Here is a 20,746-nt window from a genome sequence, read left to right as displayed (position 1 = left end):
GTGTGGGACGCATCGTCGGCTGCGCCGCGGCCCGATGAGGCGACGGGAGCGTGATGGGCATGAGCATCGCAAACGAACACCGTTCGCACGGGCGGGTCGGACATCATGAGCCGACCTTCGCCGAGCTTTATTCCCCCAAACTCCTGACGGTCTTGCGCGAGGGCTACGGCCTCAGCGACTTTCGCGCCGACGCGCTGGCGGGCCTGACGGTGGCGATCGTGGCGCTGCCGCTGTCGATGGCGATCGCGATCGCCTCCGGTGTCTCGCCGGGGCGTGGTCTCTACACCGCCGTGATCGGCGGCTTCCTGGTCTCGCTGCTCGGCGGCAGCCGCTTTCAGATCGGCGGTCCCGCGGGTGCCTTCATCGTGCTGGTCGCTGCGACGGTCGATCGCCAGGGTCTCGATGGCCTGCTGATCGCGACGATGATGTCCGGCGTGATGCTGGTGATCGCCGGATATCTGCGGCTCGGCACCTACATCAAGTTCATTCCCTATCCGGTCACAGTCGGCTTCACCGCGGGCATCGCCGTCATCATCTTTGCCAGCCAGCTGAAGGATCTGTTCGGTATCACGCTTGCGGGCAAGGAGCCGGGCGAGCTGCTTCCGAAGCTCACGGCGCTCGCGCATGGCGCGCCGACCGCGAGCATGTCTGCGGTCGTGACGGCCGCGCTGTCGATCGCGATCATCATCGGCCTCAAGCATCTGCGGCCGACCTGGCCCGGCATCCTGATCGCGGTGGTGGTCGCGGCCATCATCACCTTCGCGCTGCAGCTTCCGGTCGAGACCATTGGGACGAAATTCGGCGGTATCCCGCGCGAGCTGCCGGCGCCGGCGTTGCCGGCGTTCTCGCTCGCCAAGGTCCAGGCGGTGTTCCCCGACGCGATCGCCTTCGCACTGCTCGGAGCCATCGAATCGCTGCTGTCGGCCGTCGTCGCCGACGGCATGACCGGCCGTCGCCATCGCTCCAACTGCGAGCTGGTGGCGCAGGGCTTTGCCAATGTCGGCTCGGCCTTGTTCGGCGGCATCTGCGTCACCGGCACCATCGCGCGCACCGCCACCAATGTTCGCGCCGGCGCCCGCGGACCGGTGTCGGGCATGCTGCATTCGCTGTTTCTTTTGGTGTTCATGCTGATCGCGGCGCCGCTGGCGAGCTACATCCCGCTGTCGGCGCTCGCCGCGGTGCTCGTCGTTGTCGCCTGGAACATGGCCGAGAAGCACGAGTTCGCCACCCTGATCCGATCGTCCTGGGGCGATGCCACGGTGTTGCTCGCGACCTTCGGGCTGACGGTCTTCCGCGATCTCACCGAGGGCATCCTGGTCGGCTTCGCGCTCGGCGCCGTGCTGTTCATCAACCGCATGGCGCAGATGACCGGCGTCGAGGACGGGTCGCCTCTGGTCGCAAAGGACCGCGCCGACTTCGAGGATGAGGCGCGGGTGCCGTACAATCCGAAGCTCAGCGCCGACAAGGACGTGCTGGTCTATCGCATCACCGGTGCGTTCTTCTTCGGCGCCGCCTCGACCGTCGGCACCGTGCTCGACTCGATCGCCGACCGCCGCAAGGCCTTCGTGGTCGATTTCGCAGCGGTGCCGTTCCTGGATTCGACGGCCGCCAACGCCATGAGCCGCGTTGCCGCCAAGGCCAAGCGCCAGGGCATCCGCCTGTTCATCACCGGCGCCTCGCCGACCGTGCGCCGGGCGCTGCTGACCCATGGCGTGCGGCCGCCGCTGGTGCGCTACCGCGAGACCATCGAGCGCGCGGTGGCCGACATCAAGGGCAAGGAGACGGCACCGGCGGACGTCGCCGATGGGCTCGCCGCGAGCTGACACGCGGCCCCAACGCCGCGTCGCCGTTTGGGCCATGGCGCCTGGGGGCGACTGCCGCGCCCCAGCATTGACTCCAGCCGGGGCTTGTCCGATGTCACGGCCATGACCCTTGCCGCCAAACCCCGCGCTGCGTGCCTGATCGGCTGGCCTGCCGCGCATTCGCGCTCGCCCTTGATCCATCATCATTGGCTGCACGAGCTCGGCATTGCCGGCGGCTACACCATCGAGGCGGTGCCGCCGGAAGAGCTGGCGGACTTCGTCATGCATCTCGACCGTCGCGGCTTCGTCGGCGCCAACGTCACGATCCCGCACAAGGAGCGCGTGCTGGAGCTGAGCGAGCCGGACGCGCGTGCCCGCGCCGTCGGCGCGGCCAACACGCTCTGGTACGAGGACCGCATCCTGCGGGCCACCAACACCGACGTCGAAGGCTTCATCGGCAATCTGGACGCCGCTGCCCCAGGCTGGGACCGCACCGACGAGGCGCTGGTGCTCGGCTCCGGCGGCTCGGCGCGGGCCGTCGTGTTCGGCCTGCTCGAGCGCGGCATCGGCCGCGTCCACATCATCAACCGCACCGCGGCGCGCGCACAAGCCCTGGCTGATCAGTTCGGCAGCCATGTCGTTGCCGAAGGCTGGGACCGCGTCGGCGCGCTGCTGCCGCGCGCGGGCCTGTTCGTGAACACCACCTCGCTCGGCATGCACGGTCAGCCGCCGCTCGAGCTCGACGTCGAGCTGTTGCCGCAGCAGGCCGTCGTCGCCGACATCGTCTACGTGCCGCTGGAGACGCAGTTGCTCGCGGCGGCGCGGGCGAGGGGGCTGCGCACTGCCGATGGACTCGGCATGCTGCTGCACCAGGCCGTGCGTGGCTTCGAATTGTGGTTCGGCCGCCGTCCGCAGGTCACGCCCGAGTTGCGCGCGCTGGTCGAGGCCGATCTCACAAGGGCTTGAGCGCGGAATAAGCGCAGATGGTCGGCGTCTCATTGATCGAGCGTCCGCGTAGCCCCGCATTGGACGCGGATGATCTTCTCTCGCCCTCGGAGCCATGCATGTCCCCTCGTCTCATCCTGTTCCGTTCCGTCGCTTCACTCGCCATGGTTGCGGCTGTATCCGCGCTCGCCATCGCCCAGCAGGCCCCCGTGCCGACGCGCGTGCGCGGCGCCATCGAAAGCGTCGACGCCAATACGATGACGGTGAAAGCCCGCAGCGGCGAGATCTTCAAGCTGCGCATGGCCGGTGATCTGCGCGTCTCGGGTGTCGTCAAGGCGCAGCTTTCCGACATCAAGCTGGGCTCGTTCATCGGCGCCACCACGGTGCCCGGCCCGGATGGCGCGCCGAAGGCGGTCGAGATCCACATATTTCCCGAGGACATGCGCGGAACGGGTGAAGGCTCGCGGTCGTGGGACCTGAAGCCGAATTCGAGCATGACCAACGCCACCGTGTCCGAAAGCTCGGTCTCGACCGACGGTCACTCGCTGCTCGTCAAGTACAAGGGGGGCGAAAAGCGCGTCGACATTACGCCGGACACGCCGATCGTCACCTTCGTGCCCGGCGACAAGTCCGAGCTGAAAGCCGGCGCCAAGGTGATCGCCACCGTCAAGCAATTGCCTGACGGTTCGCTCGAGACCAGCCGCGTCAGCATCGGCCGCGATGGGCTGACGCCGCCGATGTGACCTGCCTTTCTCTGTGTGCTCAACTGCGTCTCCGTTGCCGGTGTCGTCCCTGCGAACGCAGGGACCATACCCCCAGGGAGGAGTTTAGGGCGCAGTGGCAATTGGGCTTTTGCCCAACACGACGGCCACGGAGTATGGGTCCCGGATCAGCGCCGCGCCGCGCTGACGCGCGTCACGGCTTGTCCGGGACGACAGCTTTTGCATGGTGGAAGTCGGGGGCGCGTAAGCTGATTAGTCCGAGCACCTTGCTCGCCGATTCTCGAGCTAATCCGCCAGCACCTTCCGGTCGATCTCGGCCACCGTGTTGACGCCGCACAGGCCCATCGTCGTCAAGAGCTCGTTGCGGATGATGTCGATGGCCTTGGCGACGCCGGCCTGGCCGCCGGCGCCGAGGCCGTAGGCATAGGCGCGGCCGAGCATGCAGGATTTGGCACCGAGCGCGAGCGCACGCATCACGTCCTGGCCGGAGCGGATGCCGCCATCGAACATGATCTCGATCTTGTCGCCGACCGCCTCGGCGATGCCGGGCAGGACGTGGATCGAGGACGGCGCGCCGTCGAGCTGGCGGCCGCCGTGGTTGGAGACGACCATCGCCTGCGCGCCGGTCTCGACCGCGAGCTTGGCGTCCTCGATGTCGTGGATGCCCTTGATGATCAGCTTGCCCGGCCAGATCGAGCGGATCCAGTCGACGTCCTTCCAGTTCAGCGAGGTGTCGAACTGCGCGGCGGTCCAGGCCGAGAGCTTGGTGAGATCCTCGGTGTTCTTCACGTGGCCGGCGATGTTGCCGAAGGTGCGGCGCTTGCCCTGCAGCACGCCCTGCACCCAGGCCGGCTTGGTGGCGAAGTCGAACAGCTTCGACAGCGTCCATTCCGGCGGCACGCTCATGCCGTTCTTGATGTCCTGGTGGCGCTGGCCGATCACCTGCAGGTCGACGGTCAAGCATAGTGCGCTGCACTTCGCAGCGATCGCGCGCTCGACCAGGGCCTTGATGAAGCCGCGGTCCTTCATGACGTAGAGCTGGAACCAGAACGGCTTCTCGACGCTGCCCGCGATGTCCTCGATCGAGCAGATCGACATCGTGCTCTGCGTGAACGGGATGCCGGCGGCCTGCGCCGCGCGGCAGGCGTGAATCTCGCCGTCGCCGTGCTGCATGCCCAGGAGGCCGACCGGCGCCAGGATCAGCGGCATCGACGAGGGCTCGCCGAGGATCGTTGTCGACAGATCGCGCTTGGAGACGTCGACCAGGATGCGCTGGCGGAACTTGATCTTCTGCAGATCCTCGCGATTGGCGCGCAGCGTCTCCTCGGCATAGGAGCCACGATCGGCGTAGTCGAAGAAGGCTTTGGGCACGCGGCGCTTGTGCAGCAGGCGCAGGTCTTCAATGCAGGTGACGTGTTTCATCGCGGTCTTCGGCTCCCCACCGGCGTCTCGTTTCTTAGGGCTGGGGCAGTCCTCTAGCATCTTTGCGGCGCCTGCCAAATCCAACTTGGGAACCGCCACGGCGGCCGGGCAAGACACGCAAACTGCGAGCGTGCCGCAACAACACGACGTCAGGGCTGCCGGAGCGAGCACCTTCCTGCTGCGGCGGGGCTCCGACGGGTGAGCCCTCCAGAGCCGTCAGGTCGAATGAAAAATTAGTCTTAACAACGGCTTACAGAGGTCATGGCGGTTTCGTGGTAATGATTCATCACATTTTTTGAAGCCATCTTAGCCTTAAGGCGACTATAACCCGCGGGCTGACCGGCAGGGCGGGTCCTGTGATTCGCGCCCGCCGGTAACGAAATCCAGAAGCCGTTGCTGGGGGTCATATGAGCCGTAACTATTTCGGGACCGATGGGATTCGTGGCCGCGCCAACGGCCTGATCACGCCGGAACTCGCGCTCAAGGTCGGGCAGGCCGCAGGTCTTCTGTTCCAGCGCGGCGAGCATCGCCACCGGGTGGTGATCGGCAAGGATACACGCCTTTCCGGGTACATGATCGAATACGCCATGGTGGCCGGCTTCACCTCGGTCGGCATGGACGTGCTGCTGGTCGGCCCGATGCCGACGCCCGCGGTCGCCATGCTCACCAAGTCGATGCGCGCCGATCTCGGCGTCATGATCTCGGCCTCACACAATCTGTTCGAGGACAACGGCATCAAGCTGTTCGGGCCGCAGGGTTTCAAGCTGTCCGACGATGTCGAGAGGCAGATCGAGCAACTGCTCGATGAATCGCTCGACAAGAAGCTGGCGCAGAGCGCGAGCCTCGGCCGCGCCCGCCGCATCGACGGCGTGCACGATCGCTACATCGAATTCGCCAAGCGCACCCTGCCGCGCGATCTCTCGCTCGACGGTCTTCGCGTCGTGGTCGATTGCGCCAACGGCGCGGCCTACAAGGTCGTGCCCGAGGCGCTGTGGGAGCTCGGCGCCGATGTGATCTCGATCGGCGTGGAGCCGGACGGCTTCAACATCAACAAGGAATGCGGCTCGACCTCGCCGGAGGCACTGTGCCGGAAGGTACGGGAAATGCGCGCCGACATCGGCATCGCGCTCGACGGCGACGCGGATCGCGTGATCCTGGTCGACGAGCGCGGCCACATCGTCGATGGCGATCAGCTGCTCGCGGTCATCGCGCAGAGCTGGAAGGAAGACGGCCGCTTGGCGCGCGCCGGTATCGTCGCGACGGTGATGTCCAATCTCGGCCTCGAGCGCTTCCTGCAGGGGCTGGGGCTCGAGCTGGTGCGTACGCCGGTCGGCGACCGCTATGTGCTCGAGCGCATGCTGGCCGACGGCTACAATCTCGGCGGTGAGCAGTCGGGCCATATCATTCTCTCGGATTACGCGACGACGGGCGACGGCTTCGTCGCGGCGCTGCAGGTGCTGGCGACGGTGCAGAGGCTGCGCCGTCCGGTCTCCGAGGTCTGCCATCGCTTCGACCCGCTGCCGCAGATTCTCAAGAACGTCCGCTATCGCAGCGGCAAGCCGCTCGACGCGGACGAGGTGAAGTCGGCGATCGACACCGGACAGAAGCGCCTCAACGGCCATGGCCGACTGCTCGTACGCTCCTCCGGAACCGAGCCGGTGATCCGCGTGATGGGCGAGGGTGACGACCGCGATCTGGTCGAAGAGGTCGTCGACGAGATCGTCGCTGCCGTCGGCAACGCTGCGGCTGCTGCTTGATCGCGGACGGGAATATATCAATCTCTGCGGCCTGCCATCGACGTCGGATGGCAGGCCTTTTTGTTGGTCCCTTCTCTGCTCGCAAGCTGATGGGAGCGGATGTGCCTGAGCGAGCAGGGCGCGTCGGACTGCCGGACGCGATCGCCTGCGCGCCAGCGCCTTGGCTGCGACCGATTGAGATGGGACTCAACTAATTAGTTGTTCTTCATCCTGCGGTCAAAATTGTCGCTAACGAATTGTTAGGAGGGGTTGCTTGGCCGTTAACGACTCCGCGCGCTCATGAAAAATCAACCTTAATTATTAGGGTTAAGCGCTGCTTAAGCATTTGGCGTGATAGTGTGGCATCAGCGTGATGTGGAAGCAATTCTCCGATTGCTTCACCGGCCAAAGGGACGAAAAAATGCGTAGCGTTAAGTTTCTGATCGCCGCCGGAGCGGCCACTCTGTTTTCCACTTCGATCTTCGCTGCCGACATGCCCATCATGCCCCCTCCGGTCTACGCGCCGCCGCCGGCGGCCGATTTCGGTGGCTGGTATCTGCGCGGCGACATCGGTTTCAGCAATCAGAAGGTCAAGGACGTCCATTACTCGCGCGAATCCGCCTATACGCCGATGACGTCGTTCAACCAGACCTCGGCGTTCGATACCGCGGGCATCTACGGCGTCGGCGTCGGCTATCGCTTCAACAGCTGGTTCCGCGCCGACGTCACCGGCCAGTATCGCGGCAATGCGAACTTCAAGGCCACCGACCGCTTCAATGCAACGGCGGGCGGCGTGCCCTACAGCGGCATCGACAATTACAGCGGCAGCAAGTCCGAATGGCTGGTGCTCGCCAACGCCTATGTCGATCTCGGCACCTGGTGGTGCGTGACGCCGTTCATCGGCGCGGGTGTCGGTGGTGCGCGGGTGACGATTTCGAATTTCACCGACACGGGCATCAACAACCTGCCGTTCACGACCACGAGCTTCGCGACGGCGCCGACCTCCTCGAAATGGAATTTCGCATGGGCGGCCCATGCCGGTCTGGCTTACAACGTCAATCCGAACCTGGTGCTGGAGCTGGCCTACAGCTACGTCGATCTCGGTCACGGGCAGACCGGTGTTCTGTCCGACTACGTCGGCAACACCACCGGCAACGTCTTCAAGTTCAAGGACATCACCTCGCACGACCTGAAGCTCGGCGTGCGCTGGAATTTCGACAATCCTCCGCCGCCGCCGATGCCGGCGCTGATCCGCAAGGGCTGAATCGAGCGCTCGCCCTCACTGCAAATCGAACGAACGGCGCGGGCCTCCCGCGCCGTTTCGCGTTTCTGATCGGGCGAAGCGCGCGCTCTCGCTGAAAGAATTTCCGTGCAGAGCGCTGCGACAACGAATGATTAAGGTTAACGCGCGATGATCGGAACAGAGAGTCAAGTGCTGATTGGAGCGTTGCGATGCGTAGCCTGGTGGTGGCGGTTTCGGTGTGCGGCATGGTCTCCGCGGCCCAGGCCGCGGACTTGTCCGACCTTCCGATCCTGCGCGGCGGCCTGACCGAGGGCCTGAACAATTCGCGGGTCATCTGGGACGGTTACTATGTGGGCGTCCAGGGCGGCTACGGCTCGTCCGATGAGAATTTCAACGGCTCGACCAAGAACATGACGGCGGCGGTGTTGGCCAACACGCTGATCGAGAGCCAGATGCAGGTATCGTCCTGGAACCCGAATCTCGGCAAGCAATCCTCGCGCGCATCGGGCTTCGGCGCCTTCGTCGGCTACAACAGTCAGTGGGACGACGTCGTGCTCGGCGTCGAGGCGAGCTATCTGCACGGCAAATACGGCGGCATGGCCTCTTCGAGCCGCACGCTCGTCAGCACGGCTGCACTGACCGACGGCAACTTCCACGCCGTGACGTCGACGCAGTCCTCGCAGATCTCGATCACCGACATGGCGACGATCCGCGGTCGTGCCGGCTATGCGATGGGTTGCTTCCTGCCCTACGCATTTTTCGGCCTTGCACTCGGCAACGCAGATATCGGCCAGTCCGTGACGGTTCAGGACCGGGTCAGCACGACATTTCTCGGCACCTACACGCCGCTTGCGCCGCTCAGCGCCAACAACCTTCAGCACAATCACCTGATCTACGGCTACAGCGCCGGTCTCGGCGTCGACGTCAATCTGGTCGGCGGCCTGTTTGCGCGGGCCGAATACGAATACGTCCGCTTCACCTCGACGGTCGACACCAGCATCAATACGGTGCGCGCGGGCCTCGGCTACAAGTTCTGAGCTGATTGCAAGCCTGTCCTGTATGCCGATGTCCGTCAGCATCCGTCCTGCGCAGCGCGACGACGTCGCTGCCATTGTCGCCATGCTCGCCGACGATCATCTCGGCCGGGCGCGCGAGCGCCTCGAGCAGCCGTTGCCGCAGTCCTACTACGACGCGTTCGAGACGATCGCGCGGGATGGGAACATCACCCTGATCGTTGCCGAGGAGGCGGGCCGGGTGGTCGGCTGCCTGCAACTCTGCATCCTGCCCGGGCTCAGCTCGCAAGGCGCGTCGCGCGCGCTGGTCGAGGATGTTCGGGTCGCCACCGACCGCCGCAGCCGCGGCATCGGCGAGCAGCTGCTGCAATGGGCGATCGCCGAGGCGCGCAAGCAGCGCTGCAATCTGGTCGAGCTGATGACGCATCAAAGCCGCACCGACGCGCAACGCTTCTACGGGCGGCTCGGCTTCGCCAAGAGCCATTTCGGCATGGTGATGCGGTTCTGATCAGCGCGGCAGGCGGTAGGCCGCGACGGCGTTCGGGCCGAACGCCTTGTCGCGGATGTCCGAGCCGAGCTGTGTCAGGCAGCGCTCGAGCGCCTGCTTGATTTCACGGTAGCTGCCGGCGAGCAGGCAGACCGGCCAGTCCGAGCCGAAGATCAGCCTGTCGGCGCCGAAGCAGCGCGCCACATGTGTCACGTACGGCTGCAGCCGCTCCGCGTCCCAGTCGGTCCAGACGGCTTCCGTGGCGAGCCCCGACACCTTGCACCAGACATTGCTGCAAGCCGCGAGCTCGGCGATGCGATCGGCCCAGTCCTGATCGAAGCCGGTTGCGATCGGCGGCTTGGCGGCGTGGTCCAGCACGAAGCGCGCTCTTGGAAAGGCGCGCACCGTCGCAATCGCCGCTGGCAGCTCTCGCGTGCGCACCAGCAGATCGTACGTCAGGTCGTGCGCGAACACGCTGTCGAGGCCGCGCCTGACGTCGCCGCGAAAGATCCACGCCGGATCGGCCTCGTCATGGACCTGGTGGCGGATGCCGACCAGCCTGTCGCCGCCGGGCAGGCCGCGCAGCCGGTCGATCGTCGACCCTACCGACGGATCGCTCAGGTCGACCCAGCCGACGACCCCGCCGACGAATGGCGTCGCATGGGCGATGCGCAGGAATTCCTCGGTCTCGTCGAGCGACGAGCGGGTCTGCACCAGGATGCTGGCGTCGAGAGCGTTCTCGGCCAGCAGCGGGGCGAGGTCGGCGGGACCGAACGGACGGCGGATCGGCGCCAGCGCGTCGCCGGCCATCCACGGATAGTCGGCGCGACCGGGATCCCAGAAGTGCTGATGCGCATCGATGACACGGCTCATGGCGCGTCTCCCGGCAGCGGCGCCCGGGCATCGACGAGATTGCTGGCACGCAGGTCGCGCCAGAAGGCGGGCGGGATCGGAGCTTGCGCCATCGCGATGTTATCGGCCGCCTCCTGCGCATTGCGGGCGCCCTGCAGGCCGACGGTCACGGCGGGATGGGCCAGGCAGAACTGGATCGCGGCAGCCTTGAGCTCGGTGCCGTGCTGTCTGCACAGCGCATCGAGCTGGCGCGCCCGCGCCACCAGCGCGGCATCGGCATCTTCGTAGTTGAACTTCGCCGGCCCGTGAGGGTTGGCGAGAATGCCGCTGTTGTAGATGCCGCCGAGAATGATGGCGATGTTGTTCTCGCGGCAGATCGGAAAGAGCGTCGTCAGCGCGCCCTGGTCGAGCAGCGTGTAACGGCCCGCCAGGAGAAAGCAGTCGACCGGAACGGCCTGCGCAAAGCGCGTCAGCATCTCCGACTGGTTCATGCCGGCGCCGATCGCCCGGATGCTGCCGTCGTCGCGCAGCCGCTGCAGCGCGCGAAAGGCGCCGGCCACGGCCTCGTCATAGTGATCGTCGGGATCGTGCACGAGCAGGATGTCGATGCGATCGAGGCCGAGCCGGACCAGGCTCTCCTCGACCGAACGCATCACGCCGTCATAGGAGTAATCGAACCGCGGCCGCAGCGGCGGCGTGCCCTTGTAGTGCGGATCGTCGCCCGAGGCGGTCGGGTCCGGCCGCAGCAGCCGGCCGACCTTGGTCGAGATCACATAGCTGTCGCGCGGCTGCCGGCGCAGAAATGCACCGAGCCTCTGCTCGGCGAGGCCGAAGCCGTAGAGCGGCGCGGTGTCGTAGAAGCGCACGCCGCGCGCCCACGCCGCGGCGATCGTGGCTTCGGCATCGCCGTCGCTGACCGGTTCGAAAAGACCGCCGAGCGGCGCCGTCCCGAGACCGAGTCGGGTGATGTCGAGCGGGCTCCTCCCGAGACGGACGCGTTCCATTCTTCTATCCTTGTTGTTCGGCGCGTGCAGATCGCGTCATTGTGCATGGATGCGTTCGACGAAACAATGACGTCGCATGGTGCAGTACAACGAGGAGGAGGGGACGATGTCGGCGATCAATCCACTGACGGCCTTCGGTGTCGTGCTGGCGACGGCAGCCACCGACGCGGTCTACGTCATGTTCACGTCGGCGGTCGTTGCCAAGCGACGGCTGTCAGCGGCGACCTGGAGCTCGATCTGGTACATGCTGTCGTCATTCGCGGTGATCAGCTACACGGAGAACTGGATCTACGTCGCATTCGCGGCGGTCGGCTCCTGGATCGGCGCCTACGGCTCGATGACCTTCCTGCATCGTCCGCCGGCCGGTCAGGCACCGGTCGGCGCCGCGCCGGAATGAATTGCATTCGCTTGCATGCCAGCACGACCGCGTGAACGCAGACAGGCGGCGCGCGAAGTTCCTTGACGCGGAACGACCCTTCCCGTATTCACGCCAGCGGGACACCTCCCCCCAACGGGAGGCTTACTATCTGGAAGGATAGACGATGACTGCAGCGAAACCATCGCAGCGGCCTGCCGTGCCGCACTTCTCCTCCGGCCCCTGCGCCAAGCGCCCCGGATGGACCTCCGAAAACCTCAAAGACGCTCCCCTCGGCCGCTCGCATCGCGCGAAGATTGGCAAGGCGAAGCTCAAGCAGGCCATCGAGCTGACGCGCGACGTCCTCGAAGTGCCCGCCGACTACAAGATCGGCATCGTGCCCGCGTCCGACACCGGCGCGGTCGAGATGGCGCTGTGGTCGCTGCTCGGTGCGCGGCCTGTCACCACGATCGCCTGGGAATCCTTCGGTGAGGGCTGGGTCAGCGACATCGTCAAGGAGCTCAAGCTCAAGGATGTCACCAAGCTGCACGCCGGCTATGGCGAGATCCCGGATCTGTCCAAGGTCGATCCGGCCAGTGACGTCGTCTTCACCTGGAACGGCACCACGTCAGGCGTGCGCGTGCCGAATGCCGACTGGATCAGCGCGAGCCGGGAAGGCCTGACGATCTGCGACGCCACCTCGGCCGCATTCGCGCAAGCCCTCGATTGGCCGAAGCTCGACGTCGTCACGTTCTCCTGGCAGAAGGCGCTCGGCGGCGAGGCCGCGCATGGCATGCTCATCCTCTCGCCGCGCGCGGTGGCGCGTCTCGAGACCTACAAGCCAGCCTGGCCGCTGCCGAAGATCTTCCGCCTCACCAAGGGCGGCAAGCTCAACGCCGGCATTTTCGAGGGCGAGACCATCAACACGCCCTCGATGCTGTGCGTCGAGGACTATCTGGACGCGCTGAACTGGGGCAAGTCGATCGGCGGCCTCAGGGCGCTGATCGCCCGCGCCGACGCCAACACCAAGGTCCTCGCCGACTGGAAGGCGCGGACGCCGTGGATCGACTTTCTCGCCCAGGATCCCGCCATCCGCTCCAACACCTCGGTGTGCCTCAAGGTCGTCGATCCCGCGATCACATCGCTTTCGGCCGATGCCCAGGCGGAGTTCGCCAAGAAGCTGGTGTCGCTGGTCGAGAAGGAGAACGCCGGCTTCGACTTCGCGCACTATCGTGATGCACCGGCGGGGCTGCGCATCTGGTGCGGCGCGACGGTGGAAGCCAACGACGTCGCGCTGCTGACGCAGTGGATCGACTGGGCGTTCGCCGAAGCCAAGGCCGCGCTGCCGAAGGCGGCGTGACGCACGCTCTTCGTGCCGTCATTGCGAGCGCAGCGAAGCAATCCAGGGCCACGAAGAAAGTCTGGATTGCTTCGTCGCTCCGCTCCTCGCAATGACGAAATTCAAGACGCGTAGGGTGGGCAAAGGCGCGAAGCGCCGTGCCCACCATCAACGTCAACCGACGCGAAAGACCGGTGGGCACGCTGCGCTTGGCCCACCCTACGATTCGATTGCTTCCACCCATTCCGGCGCCGATGCGCTGTCCCTCTCTCGCGAGAGGCGTGAAGGAACATCGTCATGTCCAAACCCAAAGTTCTCATTTCCGACGCACTTTCCCCGGCTGCCGTGCAGATCTTCAAGGATCGCGGCATCGAGGTCGACTTCCAGCCCAATCTCGGCAAGGACAAGGACAAGCTCGCCGACATCATCGGCGACTATGACGGCCTTGCGATCCGCTCCGCGACCAAGGCCACGGCCAAGATCATCGAGCGTGCCAAGCGGCTCAAGGTGATCGGCCGCGCCGGCATCGGGGTCGACAATGTCGAAATCCCCGCGGCGACCGCCAAGGGCATCATCGTGATGAATACGCCGTTCGGCAATTCGATCACGACCGCCGAGCACGCGATCACGATGATGCTGTCGCTGGCGCGCGAGATTCCGCAGGCGGACGCCTCGACCCAGGCCGGCAAGTGGGAGAAGAACCGCTTCATGGGCGTCGAGATCACCGGCAAGACGCTGGGCGTGATCGGCTGCGGCAATATCGGCTCGATCGTCTGCGACCGCGCGCAGGGCCTGCGCATGAAGGTGATCGGCTTCGATCCGTTCCTCACCGAGGAGCGCGCCCTCGATCTCGGCGTCGAGAAGGTCGAGCTCGAGGAGCTGCTGAAGCGCGCCGACTTCATCACGTTGCATACGCCGCTCACCGACAAGACCCGCAACATCATCGATGCCGCGGCGATCGCCAAGATGAAGCAGGGCGTGCGCATCATCAATTGCGCGCGCGGCGGCCTGATCGACGAGCAGGCGCTGCTGGAGGCGCTCAACTCCAAGCATGTCGCGGGCGCGGCCCTCGACGTGTTCGCCGAGGAGCCGGCGACCAGCAATCCGCTGTTCGGTCATGCCAACGTGATCTGCACGCCGCATCTCGGCGCCTCGACCACGGAAGCGCAGGAGAACGTCGCGCTGCAGATCGCCGAGCAGATGTCGGACTACCTGCTCACCGGCGCGATCTCGAACGCGATCAACTTCCCGTCGATCACCGCGGAAGAAGCGCCCAAGCTGAAGCCGTTCATCGCACTCGCGGAGAAACTCGGCTCGTTCGCGGGCCAGCTCACCGAAAGCAGCATCACCAAGATCCAGATCACCTATGAAGGCCACGTCGCCGAGATGAAGACCAGGGCGCTGACCTCGGCGGTGCTGGCCGGGCTGCTGCGGCCGATGCTGGGCGAGGTCAACGTCGTGTCGGCGCCGGTGATCGCCAAGGAGCGCGGCATGATCGTCGACGAGGTGCTGCGCGCCGGCGAGAGCGACTATGAGAGCCTGATCACGGTCGCGGTCACCACCGAGCATCAGGAGCGCGCGGTGTCGGGCACGGTCTACGCCGACGGCAAGCCGCGCCTCGTCGACATCAAGGGGATCCGTGTCGACGCCGAGTTCGGCAAGTCGATGATCTACGTCACCAACGAGGATAAGCCGGGCTTCATCGGCAAGTTCGCAAGCCTCCTCGGCGACGCGAAGATCAACATCGCGACCTTCCATCTCGGCCGTGTCGCGCCGGGAAGCGACGCGATCGCGCTGGTCGAGGTCGACGGTGCGGTGCCGGCCGATCTGCTCGCCAAGATCCAGGCATTGCCGCAGGTCAAGCAGGCCAAGGCGCTGGCGTTCTGATGACGCGCTAGCGCGCGCGGTGCTTCTTGGTTGAATCGACTTAGCCGCTGGCTCGGTTCACCTCTCCCGTCAAGCGAAGCTTCGCTTCGCCAGAGCGGGAGAGGTCGGCGCGAAGCGCCGGGTGGGGGCTTCCTCCACTCGGGCAGCCTCGATCGAGGAGGCACCCCCACCCCAGCCCTCCCCGCAACTGGGAGAGGGAGCGCACATCCTTCGCGGTTCGCAACCAGACCTCAACTCTTCACGCGCTGGGCCAAATTGGCCGACCGGAAAGGGGCTGCACGGCACCGTGGCCGTGCTGCCCCTTTTCTGTGCTCGTCTGTGCTCGGCGGAATTTCAACGGCAAGCTTTGCGGTCGCACGATTTGAACCCGCGGACCTCTCGTGGCGTCTAACGCCCCGCAAGGGACCGGCTCATCCGGTTCTCAGGGGCGCTGGGATACGGAGAGATCGATGGCAATGCGAACGACGTGGCTGGTTACGACAACTCTCGTTCTCGGTGCCTCGCTGGCGGCGGCGCCGGGCCATGCGGCAAACCTCGACGCGACGTCCACCGTCGATGCCGTCACCGTGTATCCCGACGGCGCGACCGTGACCCGGGTCATCTCGCTCGACCTTCCCACCGGCGACACGACGGCGATCGCCAAGGACTTCCCGCTCGGACTCGATGCGTCCTCGCTTCGTGTGGAAGGCGAGGCTGGCGCCAAGCTCGTGATCGGCACCGTCGACGCCAAGCCACCGCGTGCGGCGCCGCCCGTCAACCTGCCCGACATCGACAAGCGCATCGAAGCGCTGAAGGACGAGCGCGCCAATCTCGATGGCACGATCGCCGCGGCCCTGGCGCGCAAGAAATTTGCCGAGCGTTTTGCCGAGGCATCGCCGGCCGGGCTCGGCGAAAAGGGCGAGGCGCGTCCGATCACGGAATGGCGTGCCGCGTTCGCCGCCGTTGCCGACGAGGTCGGACAGGCCGACGCGGCGATCCGTGATGCCGAACGCAAGCAGCGCGAGATCGATCGCGAGATCGCGCGCCTGCAGGACAATCTCACGACGAAGCCCCCGAGCAAGCTGGAGGTGCGGATCGAATTGTCGGCTGCGGCAGCGACCAAGGCGACCTTGCGCGTGACCTACGCGGTGCGCAATGCCCGCTGGGTGCCGCTCTACGACGCGCGTCTCGACACGACGGCGAAGGACCGCAAACCGGCTCTCGAACTGGTGCGACGCGCCGAGATACAGCAGGCCACCGGGGAGGACTGGTCCGAGGTCGCGCTCACGGTTTCGACGGTGCGGACCGGACGCGGCGGCAGCGCGCCCGAGCTCAGGACGATCATCGCGCAATATCCGCCGCCGCCACAGCCCGCGCCGAAGCCGGCCGCTGTCAGCGCGGCACGAGGACTCATGGAGAGCCGGCAGGAGTTTCGCTTTGGCGGAGGGACGACGTTCGGAGATGTCGCGGACAAGGCCGTCGAGCAGCAGACGGTAGCGGAGATCAGCGCCTTTCAGACCGTCTTCCACCTCCCCGGACGCGTCAGCGTCGGTGCCAATGATGGCGCGAAGAGCCTGCGTATTTCCACCGCGACGATCACGCCCGAACTGACGATCCGTTCGGCGCCCGTCATCGATCCCACCGCCTATCTCGAAGCGAGCTTCCCGCAGAGCGAGGAGGCGCCGCTGCTGCCGGGCAAGGTCTCGATCTATCGCGACGGCATGTTCGTCGGCACCAGCAGACTGGCGTCGGCCGGCAAGGACGAGGTCGTTCATGTCGGCTTCGGGGCCGACGACAAGGTCAAAGTCGAGCGCAGTGTCGTCAAACGGAACGAAGGTTCGGCCGGTCTGATCGTGACGACGGCGAAGATCGACGAGCGCGCCTTCAAAACCACGGTCCGCAACGCGCATGATTTCCCGATCAAGGTCGCGATCCATGATCAACTGCCGGTCAGCGAGAACGAGGAGATCACGGTTGAGATGCTTCCCGCGACCACGCCGCCGGCCTCGACCAACGTCCGCGACCGGCGTGGTGTCGTCGAATGGGTGATCGACGCCAGACCCGGCGAGGCCAAGGATATCGCCTTCGCCTGGCGTGTGCGCTGGCCGAAGGACAAGTCGATCGTGTTGCAGCCGTCGGGCTGATTGCCCGGCGTGGGATCGGCGCCGTTTGATCCATGACAAGCCGCCCGGTCCCGGCCCTGTTATGCGCGAGTGGGACCCCGTTCGATCACGTCCTGTCCGGCCGTGATCGATCTCGACCGAGAGCGCCGACATGGAATCCGACCCGAACACCCGCAAGCAGGCCGTCGCCGTCGGCTACATCTTCCTCGCCGGCGTCGGCATGCTGCTGCTGCAATGGCTTCTGACGACCTACAACACGGTCGAGACGATTCCCTATAGCCAGTTCGAGCAGCTGATCGAGCAGGGCAAGATCTCCGAGGTGTCGGTCAGCCAGGACACCATCCAGGGCAAGTTCAAGGACAAGCAGTCCGACGGCAAGACGTCGTTCATCACCGCGCGCGTCGATCCGCCGCTGGCCGCGAAGCTTGCCGCAAAGGGCGTGACGGTGACTGGTGTGCCCTCGGGCGGGCTGATTCAGGCGCTGCTGTCCTGGGTCGTGCCGGCGCTGATGTTCTATCTCATCTGGGTGTTCCTCGGCCGCAAGGTGATGGATCGCCAGGGCTTCGGCGGTCTGATGTCGATCGGCAAGTCGCGCGCCAAGGTCTATGTCGAGACCGACACCAAGGTCACCTTCGCCGACGTCGCCGGTGTCGACGAGGCGAAGTTCGAGCTGCAGGAGGTCGTGCAGTTCCTGAAGGATCCGAAGAGCTATGGCCGGCTCGGCGCGCACGTGCCCAAGGGCATCCTGCTGGTTGGCCCGCCCGGCACCGGCAAGACCCTGCTCGCCCGCGCGGTAGCGGGCGAAGCGGGTGTGGCGTTCTTCTCGATCTCCGGATCCGAGTTCGTGGAGATGTTCGTCGGCGTCGGCGCTGCCCGCGTGCGCGATTTGTTCGAGCAGGCCCGCAAGGCCGCGCCTTGCATCATCTTCATCGATGAGCTCGACGCGCTCGGCCGCAGCCGAAGCGTCGGCGGCCAGTTTGGCGGCTACGACGAGAAGGAGCAGACGCTCAATCAATTGCTGGCGGAGCTCGACGGCTTCGACCCAAGCTCCGGCGTCATCCTGCTCGCCGCGACAAACCGGCCGGAGATCCTCGATCCCGCGCTCATGCGCGCCGGCCGCTTCGATCGCCAGGTGCTGGTCGACCGTCCTGACAGGGGCGGGCGGCTCGCAATCCTCAAGGTGCATGTCCGCAAGATCACGGTCGCCGACAGCGTCGATCTCGACAAAGTCGCGGCACTGACGACCGGCTTCACCGGCGCCGACCTCGCCAACCTGATCAACGAGGCCGCCATCGCGGCGACCCGCCGCAAGGGCCACGAGGTGACGTTCGACGATTTCACGATGGCGATCGAGCGCATCGTCGCCGGCATCGAGAAGAAGAGCCGCGTGCTCAGTCCCGCCGAGCGCCGCCGTGTCGCCTATCACGAGATGGGTCACGCGCTGGTCGCGGCCAATCTCGTCGGCGTCGATCCGGTGCAGAAGGTCTCGATCATTCCGCGCGGCGTCGGCGCGCTCGGCTACACGATGCAGCGCCCGACCGAGGATCGCTTCCTGCTCGCGGTCAGCGAGTTGAAGAACCGCATCGCCGTGCTGATGGGCGGACGGGCTTCCGAGCAGCTGATCTTCGATGGCGATGTCTCGACTGGCGCCGCCGACGATCTGCAGCGCGCGACCGAGATCGCGATCGAGATGGTCACCAAATACGGGATGGATGCGACCGTCGGGCAGCGCACCTACGCGCCGCGTCCACAGGTGTCGTTCCTGCAGCCACAGGATCAGATCGTGTCGGCGGCGGAGGAGACCGGGCGCGAGATCGACCTCGCCGTACGGGATCTGATTGCAGACGGCGATGCCCGTGCCAGGGCGATTCTCGAAAGCCATCGCCCGGACCTCGAGCGCGGCGTCGCGCTCCTGATTGCCAAGGAGACGCTGACCGCCGATGAGTTCGCGCCGTTGCGGCCGGCCTCCGCTGCGGTCCCGGTCCGGGATGCCGTTGCCCCGAGCTGATCCGGGATTCTACGGAGGGCGTTTGCAACCGAACTCTAACCATCGCCTGATCAGTTAACCAGCGGCTCACCTTGACAGATCGAGGTCGTCGATCGGGGACCGGGCGGAGTTCGTTGCGTGCTGCTGAACAACCTGAAGATTGCCCCCAAGCTCGCCATCGTCGTCGGCGTGGCGATGCTGGGCCTTGCCGCGGCCGGTACGTTTGCCGGCACTCTGATGCAAAAGGAGATGGTCAATGCCCGCATCGAACAGTGCCGGGCGATCGTCGAGACCGCGCGTAACATGGCCCTCGGCCTCATCAAGGATGTCGAAGCGGGCAAATTGACGAAGGAGGCTGCTCTCGACGAGTTCGTCAATCGCGGGAGAACGATGACCTTCGACAAGGGCACGGGCTATCTGTTCGCCTATACGATGGACGGCAATGTGGTGCTGTCCCAGGATCCGAAGCAGCGCGGCTCGAACGTGATCGATTTCGAGCTCAACGGCCGTAAGCTCGTCGTCGAGCTGCGCGACGGCGTTGCCAAGGATGGCGAAGTCACCTTGCACTACGAATACCTGCGCCCCGGCCAGGAGCAGCCGACCCGCAAGATCTCCTATGCCGTGATGATTCCCGGTTGGAATACGTTCGTGGGCACCGGCGTCTATGTCGACGATCTCGACGCGAAGATGAAGCCGCTGAAGTGGCTGATCTGGGTGGCCTGCGCAGGCATCGCGGTCGTCGCCGGCGGGATCGCCTGGCTGATCAGCCGCAGCATCAGCGTGCCGCTCGATCGTCTCGGCGTCCGCATGCGCGAGATCGCCGATGGCCGGCTCGAGGGCGAGATTCCCGGTGTCGGCCGCGGCGACGAGATCGGCGGGATGGCCTCCACTGTCCAGATCTTCAAGGACAACGCGCTGCGGATGCGCGAGCTCGAGCAGGCCGAGGCCGCCACCCAGCAGCGTGCGGCCGCCGAGCGGACCGCGGCCATGCAGAATTTGGCCGCCGACTTCGAGCGCAGCGTCAACGGCATCGTCCGCTCGGTGGCGTCGGCGGCCGAGAGCATGCAGCACACCGCGCAATCGATGACCTCGACCGCGAGCGATGCCAGCTCGCGCGCCTCGACCGTCAGCGCCGCCACCCAGAGCGCCAATGACAATGTCGGCACGGTCGCGGCCGCGGCCGAAGAGCTGTCGAGCTCGGTCAATGAGATTTCGCGCCAGGTCGCCCGTTCCAGCGAGATTGCGAGCAAAGCCGTGGGCGATGCGGAGCGCACCAATGCCACCGTTCAGGTGCTGTCGACCGGCGCCGAGAAGATCGGCGAGGTCGTGAAGCTGATCCACTCGATCGCGGCGCAGACCAACTTGCTGGCGCTGAATGCCACCATCGAAGCCGCGCGCGCCGGCGAGTCCGGCAAGGGCTTTGCCGTCGTCGCCTCGGAGGTGAAGGCACTCGCCAACCAGACGGCGAAGGCGACCGAGGAGATTTCGGCGCAGGTCGCGGCGATGCAGACCTCGACCCAGGATGCGGTCACCGCCATCAGCGGCATCACCCAGACCATCGCGCAGATGAGCGAGATCACCAATTCGATCTCGACCTCGATCGCGCAGCAGGGCGACGCGACGCGCGAGATCGCGCGCAACATCCAGTCGGTCGCCGCCGGCTCGAACGAGATCAGCGCGCACATCGGCGGCGTGACCAAAGCGGCGGAAGCGACAGGCATGGCTGCCGCCGAAGTGCTGTCGAGCGCACGTGAGCTCGACAGCCAGTCGAGCCTGCTGCAGCGGGCCGTCGATGGCTTCATGGCGAAGGTGCGCACGGCCTAGTCGCAGCGGTGATGGACCGGGCCTGG

General features: G+C 65.8%; 16 protein-coding genes. 13 read left to right on the top strand and 3 right to left on the bottom strand.

Annotated elements, in window-relative coordinates; all coding sequences use genetic code 11:
* The first annotated feature begins 59 nt into the window (after positions 1-59).
* From QW863_RS23075 to QW863_RS23065, 3 genes are all read left to right on the top strand, one after another.
* Positions 60-1,823 (top strand): SulP family inorganic anion transporter, encoded by a 1,764-nt coding sequence (locus QW863_RS23075; protein WP_315714119.1) that lies wholly within the window; start codon positions 60-62, stop codon positions 1,821-1,823.
* 102 nt (positions 1,824-1,925) lie between these two features.
* Entirely contained in the window at positions 1,926-2,768 is an 843-nt protein-coding gene (locus QW863_RS23070; protein ID WP_315714120.1) for a shikimate dehydrogenase, read from the top strand.
* A gap of 143 nt (positions 2,769-2,911) precedes the next feature.
* Positions 2,912-3,490 carry a hypothetical protein gene (locus QW863_RS23065; RefSeq protein WP_315714382.1) on the top strand — a complete coding sequence of 193 codons (579 nt, stop codon included), beginning with the start codon at positions 2,912-2,914 and terminating at the stop codon, positions 3,488-3,490.
* A 264-nt stretch (positions 3,491-3,754) separates the two neighbouring features.
* Here the strand turns inward: QW863_RS23065 and QW863_RS23060 are convergent, their stop codons facing one another.
* Positions 3,755-4,891 (bottom strand): alpha-hydroxy acid oxidase, encoded by a 1,137-nt coding sequence (locus tag QW863_RS23060; protein ID WP_315714121.1) that lies wholly within the window; start codon positions 4,889-4,891, stop codon positions 3,755-3,757.
* A gap of 407 nt (positions 4,892-5,298) precedes the next feature.
* Between QW863_RS23060 and glmM the strand changes: the two genes are divergently transcribed.
* From glmM to QW863_RS23040, 4 genes are all read left to right on the top strand, one after another.
* A complete protein-coding gene (gene glmM / locus QW863_RS23055; protein WP_315714122.1) occupies positions 5,299-6,648 on the top strand; it encodes a phosphoglucosamine mutase in 1,350 nt (449 codons plus the stop codon).
* Between the two features lie 400 nt (positions 6,649-7,048).
* Positions 7,049-7,891 carry an outer membrane protein gene (locus tag QW863_RS23050; RefSeq protein WP_315714123.1) on the top strand — a complete coding sequence of 281 codons (843 nt, stop codon included), beginning with the start codon at positions 7,049-7,051 and terminating at the stop codon, positions 7,889-7,891.
* A gap of 188 nt (positions 7,892-8,079) precedes the next feature.
* Complete coding sequence (locus QW863_RS23045; protein WP_315714124.1) at positions 8,080-8,907, top strand: outer membrane protein; 828 nt, start codon at positions 8,080-8,082, stop codon at positions 8,905-8,907.
* Between the two features lie 28 nt (positions 8,908-8,935).
* Positions 8,936-9,391, top strand: a complete 456-nt coding sequence (locus QW863_RS23040; protein WP_315714125.1) for a GNAT family N-acetyltransferase — start codon at positions 8,936-8,938, stop codon at positions 9,389-9,391.
* Here the strand turns inward: QW863_RS23040 and QW863_RS23035 are convergent, their stop codons facing one another.
* Both QW863_RS23035 and QW863_RS23030 read right to left on the bottom strand, forming a co-directional pair.
* Positions 9,392-10,243: an amidohydrolase family protein gene (locus QW863_RS23035; RefSeq protein ID WP_315714126.1), complete on the bottom strand. Its 852-nt coding sequence runs from the start codon at positions 10,241-10,243 to the stop codon at positions 9,392-9,394.
* Positions 10,240-11,226, bottom strand: a complete 987-nt coding sequence (locus QW863_RS23030) for an aldo/keto reductase (RefSeq protein ID WP_315714127.1) — start codon at positions 11,224-11,226, stop codon at positions 10,240-10,242. Before QW863_RS23030 ends, QW863_RS23035 begins: the two co-directional genes overlap by 4 nt.
* Positions 11,227-11,332: 106 nt before the next feature.
* Between QW863_RS23030 and QW863_RS23025 the strand changes: the two genes are divergently transcribed.
* From QW863_RS23025 to QW863_RS23000, 6 genes are all read left to right on the top strand, one after another.
* Positions 11,333-11,623 carry a hypothetical protein gene (locus QW863_RS23025; RefSeq protein ID WP_315714383.1) on the top strand — a complete coding sequence of 97 codons (291 nt, stop codon included), beginning with the start codon at positions 11,333-11,335 and terminating at the stop codon, positions 11,621-11,623.
* 145 nt (positions 11,624-11,768) lie between these two features.
* Entirely contained in the window at positions 11,769-12,941 is a 1,173-nt protein-coding gene (locus tag QW863_RS23020) for a phosphoserine transaminase (RefSeq protein ID WP_315714128.1), read from the top strand.
* Between the two features lie 276 nt (positions 12,942-13,217).
* A complete protein-coding gene (gene serA / locus QW863_RS23015) occupies positions 13,218-14,807 on the top strand; it encodes a phosphoglycerate dehydrogenase (RefSeq protein WP_315714129.1) in 1,590 nt (529 codons plus the stop codon).
* Between the two features lie 455 nt (positions 14,808-15,262).
* Positions 15,263-16,930 (top strand): mucoidy inhibitor MuiA family protein, encoded by a 1,668-nt coding sequence (locus QW863_RS23010; protein ID WP_315714384.1) that lies wholly within the window; start codon positions 15,263-15,265, stop codon positions 16,928-16,930.
* Between the two features lie 130 nt (positions 16,931-17,060).
* On the top strand, positions 17,061-18,917 hold the full coding sequence (ftsH, locus tag QW863_RS23005) for an ATP-dependent zinc metalloprotease FtsH (protein WP_315714130.1): 1,857 nt from the start codon (positions 17,061-17,063) through the stop codon (positions 18,915-18,917).
* 117 nt (positions 18,918-19,034) lie between these two features.
* Positions 19,035-20,720 carry a methyl-accepting chemotaxis protein gene (locus tag QW863_RS23000; RefSeq protein ID WP_315714131.1) on the top strand — a complete coding sequence of 562 codons (1,686 nt, stop codon included), beginning with the start codon at positions 19,035-19,037 and terminating at the stop codon, positions 20,718-20,720.
* Positions 20,721-20,746 lie beyond the last annotated feature (26 nt).

This window comes from Bradyrhizobium sp. SZCCHNR1017, from assembly GCF_032381375.1.
Lineage (GTDB): Bacteria > Pseudomonadota > Alphaproteobacteria > Rhizobiales > Xanthobacteraceae > Bradyrhizobium.
This window is presented reverse-complemented; position numbering and strand designations above follow the sequence as displayed.